This window comes from Stenotrophomonas sp. 278, assembly GCF_003935715.1.
In the GTDB taxonomy this organism is placed as follows: domain Bacteria; phylum Pseudomonadota; class Gammaproteobacteria; order Xanthomonadales; family Xanthomonadaceae; genus Stenotrophomonas; species Stenotrophomonas maltophilia_AH.
The window spans coordinates 1-4,819 of sequence record NZ_RHPP01000214.1 but is presented as its reverse complement, the minus strand read 5'-3'; the positions used below and the strand labels follow the sequence as shown (position 1 = coordinate 4,819).

Genomic DNA, 4,819 nt, shown 5'->3' with positions numbered 1-4,819 from the left:
GGAAGTGAAACGCAGCTGCGCCGATGGTAGTGTGGCTCAAGCCATGCGAGAGTAGGTCATCGCCAGGGTTTACACCCAAAACCCCGTTGCTTGCGCAACGGGGTTTTTCTTCCGGTAGCACACGACCGTTGGTCGTGTGACCCGTGGGAAACATGCCGAGCTGGCGCGAACACGCGCTGCTCCAACCGTCTCCCTGGTGAAATTAGCGCTGTGGAACCACCCGATCCCATCCCGAACTCGGAAGTGAAACGCAGCTGCGCCGATGGTAGTGTGGCTCAAGCCATGCGAGAGTAGGTCATCGCCAGGGTTTTATACTCAAAACCCCGCTGCTAACGCAGCGGGGTTTTTCTTTTTGCACGAATGCCGCGATGCTTGATTGGTAGCGTCGGTCGCAAGACGACGGCCGATAACCCGCGTGATCGCTATAACGCATGGCCCCGTGCAATCGAACGCGTGAAATTCCGCGTTCACCCCGATCCGGGTCATGCCCAACCGAACGCGGACACGCCATCGGCGGTCGACTGTCGTGCGACCCTACCGGCCACCCCCGGCGAGCCGCGCCACCGTAACGCCGAAACACCGCATTGACGAACGCGTCGCCACGCGCCCGGGCAACCAATCGCCGACCACGATGCCGGAACGCCTGGATGCCGGGAATGCTTGATTGGTAGCGTCGGTCACAAGACGACGGCCGATAACCCGCGTGATCGCTATAACGCATGGATCCATGCAATCGAACGCGTCGCCACGCGCCCGGGCAACGAATTGCCGACCTGACAACGCGGACTCTCCTGATGGAAGCAGCATCGCGGTCCGGCAATGCTGGACGCATGCCCAGCCCCCGCCTTCTCATCGGTCGCCGTTCGATGCGTTTCGCCTACTACACCCTCACCACGACGGTGGCCAACCGTCGTCGCATCTTCACAGACGAAGCCAGCGTCAAATGCGTTGTCGATGCCCTCCGCCAGTCCGACCGGGAACTCCGCTCCCACACATTGGCCTGGGTCGTCATGCCCGACCACGTGCACTGGCTCATGCAGCTCCGAAACGACAACCTCAGTCGCTGCATGCAGCGCTTCAAATCCCGCTCCGCCCGCGCCTTCAACCTGCTCCACGACAGCCAAGGCGCATCGGTCTGGCAGCGTGGCTACTATGACCACTGCATCCGCAGCCAGGAAGCGCTGCAGACCCACGCCCAGTACCTGGTCGAGAACCCGGTGCGTGCCGGGCTGGTCGTCACGCCAGAAGACTACCCCCACCAATGGAACCGCTGGCTGCATGAAGCCGCAGCCAGCACAAACAAAAACGGCACCCCGAAGGATGCCGCTCCTGATTGAACCGAAACCCGCCGCTTACTTCGCCGCAGGCTCCGCAACCTTGCCCTTCATCATCTCATCGCGGGCCGCCTTGAACGGGTTGCCCTCATACCAGTTCGGCCACTTTCCTGCGGTCGCCAGCTCCTGACCCACGCCGTACAGCAGCTGCAGGTCTTCCACCGTGCCGTCCAGCTTCCAGGTGGCCGGGTCATACTCGTCCTTCGGACCGTGGTAACGGTCACGGCCATACGCTTCGGCCGCCTTGCGACCGGCGTCCACGCCACCGTCGCGCAGGTCTTCGCCGCCGTCGGCATACAACGCCGGCACACCGGCCTTGGCGAAGTTGAAGTGATCCGAACGGAAGTAGAACCCGCTCTGCACCGAGGTCTCGCCGTGCAGGGTACGGTCCTGCTTGGCCGCCAGCGGCTTGAGGATGTCCTCCAGCTCCGAGCTGCCGAAGCCGGTCACGGTCATGTCCTTGGCACGGCCCGCCACCGACATCGCGTCGATGTTGATCACGCCGGCAATCTTGTCCAGCGGGAAGGTCGGGTGGGTCACGTAGTACTTCGAACCCAGCAGGCCGGATTCTTCCAGCGTCACCGCCAGGAACACCACCGAGCGCTCCGGAGCCGGCTTCTGCTGGGCCATCGCGCCGGCAATCTCCAGAATGCCGGCCACGCCGGTCGCGTTGTCGACCGCGCCGTTGTAGATGTTGTCGCCCTGCTCACCCTCGTGCTTGCCCAGGTGATCCCAGTGCGCCATGTACAGCACCGCTTCGTCGGCCTGCTTGCTGCCCGGCAGCACGCCCACCACGTTGCGCGAGGTCTTCTCGCTGATCGTGCTCTTCAGGTCCACCGACATCTTCGCCTTCAGCGGCACCGGCTTGAAGCCGCGCTTGTTGGCATCCTTGTAGGCCTGGTCCAGGTCCAGCCCGGCGTCGGCGAACAGCTGGCGGGCGGCATCCGCGCTCAGCCAGCCCTGCGCCGGCAGACGCGGTTCCGGGTCGTCCTTCGCCGGCAGGTCGTACTGCGGGCCCGCCCAGGAATTCTTCACCACGTCCCAGCCATACGAAGCGCCGGCGGTGTCATGCACGATCAGCGCCGCCGCCGCACCCTTGCGCGCGGCCTCTTCGAACTTGTAGGTCCAGCGCCCGTAATAGGTCATGCGCTTGCCGTCGAACAGCTTGTCGTCGTTGACGTGGAAGCCCGGGTCGTTGACGAACATGACCACCGTCTTGCCCTTCCAGTCCTGGCCGGCGTAGTCGTTCCACTGCTGCTCGGGCGCGTCCACGCCGTAGCCCACGAACACCAGTTCGCTGCTGTCGATCTTCACTTCCTGCTGGCCGCTGCGCGTGCCGATCACCATGTCGGTGCCGAACTTCAGGTCGCGGGTCTTGCCGGCCTGGTCCAGCTTCAGCACGGTGCTTTCGTCGGCCGTGGTTTCGGTCATCGCCACGTCCTGGAACCAGCTGTCGCCGTTGCCCGGCTGCAGGCCGATGCGCTGCATCTGGTCGCGGATGTAGTTCACGGTGCGTTCTTCGCCGGCGCTGCCGGGAGCACGGCCTTCGAACTCGTCCGAGGCCAGCGTCTTGACCAGCTCGCCGAAGTCGGCGGTATTGATCTCAGGCGAGAAGGCGTGGGCGGAAGCCGCCGGAGCGGTGTCGGTCGCCGGTGTGGCAGCCGGGGCATCGGGCTCGCCCTTGCACGCGGTCAATGCGGCAGTGGCGGCCAGGCACAGCAGAAGTTTGCGGGGCATCATCAATTCCTGGTGACTAAGGGCCGGTGTCGATCGCAGACACCGGAGAAGAAGGGTATCAATCCGCCGGCGCGGTGTCGGTGTCAAACGCGATCGGCTGGGCACCGTGGACCGGTCCGATGGTGGCGGTGCGGTGCACATACAGCACTACCTCGCGTTCGAACTTCAGCTCACCAGACACCGACGCCTTCGGACCGATGATCACCCGCGGCTTGCGCGGCGCGCTGAGCGAAATGCTGAAGTTCGGCTTCTCGATGTGGATCCCGCCTTCGACCTGCGAGCCAATGCCGACGGTGATGTCGCCGTTGACGGTCTTGATGCTGTTGCGCACCCGGGTCTCAACCAGGCCAATACCACCGTTGACGGTTTCGACACCGCCATCGATCTGACTGCCGCGGTCAGCGAAAATGCTGCCGTTGACGGTTTCCACGTTACCGTCCGTCGTGACCCTCGGGCCGAGGGTGATCTTTCCGTTCACCGTCGAAACGCTGCCGGTGCGCGCGCCCTCTTCGATGTCGATCCCGCCATTGACGGTCTCGATGCTGTGGGTGGTGGCCCCCGCGCCTACCCGGATGCTGCCATTCACCGTCTCCAGGTCGCCATAGCCCTGGCCCGCTTCGGCCTTGATGCTGCCATTGACCTTGCTCACGTCCTCCACCGCCCAGGCCGACCCGATGGGCAGCAGCAGGGCGAACAACATCGGGAGCGGAAACTGTCTCATGAGGTCCTCATCGTCGTATGGGCGGCTGGCAGGCCGCGTGCAGGAATGTCACCATGCAGTGCTGCAATCCGCATCTGCCTGAAGTCACTGGAAAGCCCTTGCGCGCCAACGCTTTTTCCTCACGCCGGGATAACGAATGCATCGCCGTGCAGGGCGCGAAGTCCCGCGGGCCGATGCGGGTGCTCGCGTTGGTGGTGGCCACGGCGCTGCTGCTGCCCGCCCCCTTGCCTGCGCAGACCTCGAAGGAAACCGAGCGCAAGCTGCAGAAGCTGCGCTCGGAACTGAAAGGCGTCGCCCAGGAACGGCGCACCCTGGAAGGCCAGCGCGGGCAGGCGTCCCGGCAGCTGCGCGAGGCAGATGAAAAGGTGGCCCGCACCGGGCGGGTGCTGGCCCAGACCGAAACCGCGTTGCAGGCCGAAACCCGCGCCCTGGAAGAGGCCCAGCAGCGACGTGCCGAGCTGGAAAAGGGCCTGAAGCAGCAGCGTGAGGAGCTGGCGTCGCTGCTGCAGGCCGCCTACCGCATCGGCAATCACGCCCCGCTGAAGCTGCTGTTGTCGCAGGACCGCGTCGCCGACGCCAACCGCAGTCTGGCCTACCACCGCTACCTGCAGCGCGAGCGTGCCCGCCGCATCGGCTCGCTCACCGCCGACCTCACCGAACTGCAGTCCCTGGAAGCGCAGATCACCGAGCGACGCCAGGCGCTGGAAGGAACCCGCCAGCAACAGAAGCAACAGGCAAGCGAGCTGGCCAAGGATCGTCGCGACCGCGCGGCCACCGTGGCCAGCCTGGACCAGCGCTACAAGGACCGCAGCGAGCGCGAAAAAGCCCTCGGCCAGGACGCGAAGGCGCTTGAAACCCTGCTGGCCAACCTGCGTGCCGCCGCGGCCCGCGCCGAAGCCGAGCGCCGCGCTGCTGCACGCAAGGCCGCCGTCGAAAAGGCGGCCGCGGAAAAGGCCGAGCGCGAAGCCGCTGCCAGTGGTACCAAGCCGCCGCCGCGCCCGACCAAGGTGCCGCCCAAGGTGGCGAG

Annotated in this window: 4 protein-coding genes and 1 rRNA gene; 3 read left to right on the top strand and 2 right to left on the bottom strand. The window is 65.3% G+C overall.

Translation table 11 applies throughout. The features are described 5' to 3' along the window. Positions 1-192: 192 nt before the first annotated feature. Together rrf and EGJ34_RS20535 are read left to right on the top strand one after the other, a co-directional pair. Positions 193-307: ribosomal RNA gene (gene rrf, locus EGJ34_RS20540) — 5S ribosomal RNA — on the top strand. 487 nt (positions 308-794) lie between these two features. Beyond that, entirely contained in the window at positions 795-1,337 is a 543-nt protein-coding gene (locus tag EGJ34_RS20535; RefSeq protein ID WP_260477087.1) for a transposase, read from the top strand. A gap of 15 nt (positions 1,338-1,352) precedes the next feature. On the opposite strand, the gene EGJ34_RS20530 is transcribed toward EGJ34_RS20535, so the two are convergent. Both EGJ34_RS20530 and EGJ34_RS20525 read right to left on the bottom strand, forming a co-directional pair. Next, on the bottom strand, positions 1,353-3,071 hold the full coding sequence (locus EGJ34_RS20530; protein ID WP_125362278.1) for a M28 family metallopeptidase: 1,719 nt from the start codon (positions 3,069-3,071) through the stop codon (positions 1,353-1,355). Between the two features lie 58 nt (positions 3,072-3,129). Next, complete coding sequence (locus tag EGJ34_RS20525) at positions 3,130-3,792, bottom strand: hypothetical protein (RefSeq protein WP_125362277.1); 663 nt, start codon at positions 3,790-3,792, stop codon at positions 3,130-3,132. A 98-nt stretch (positions 3,793-3,890) separates the two neighbouring features. Here EGJ34_RS20525 and EGJ34_RS20520 point away from each other — a divergent pair. Then, on the top strand, positions 3,891-4,819 hold a 929-nt coding region (locus EGJ34_RS20520), incomplete at its 3' end, for a peptidase M23 (RefSeq protein ID WP_125362276.1).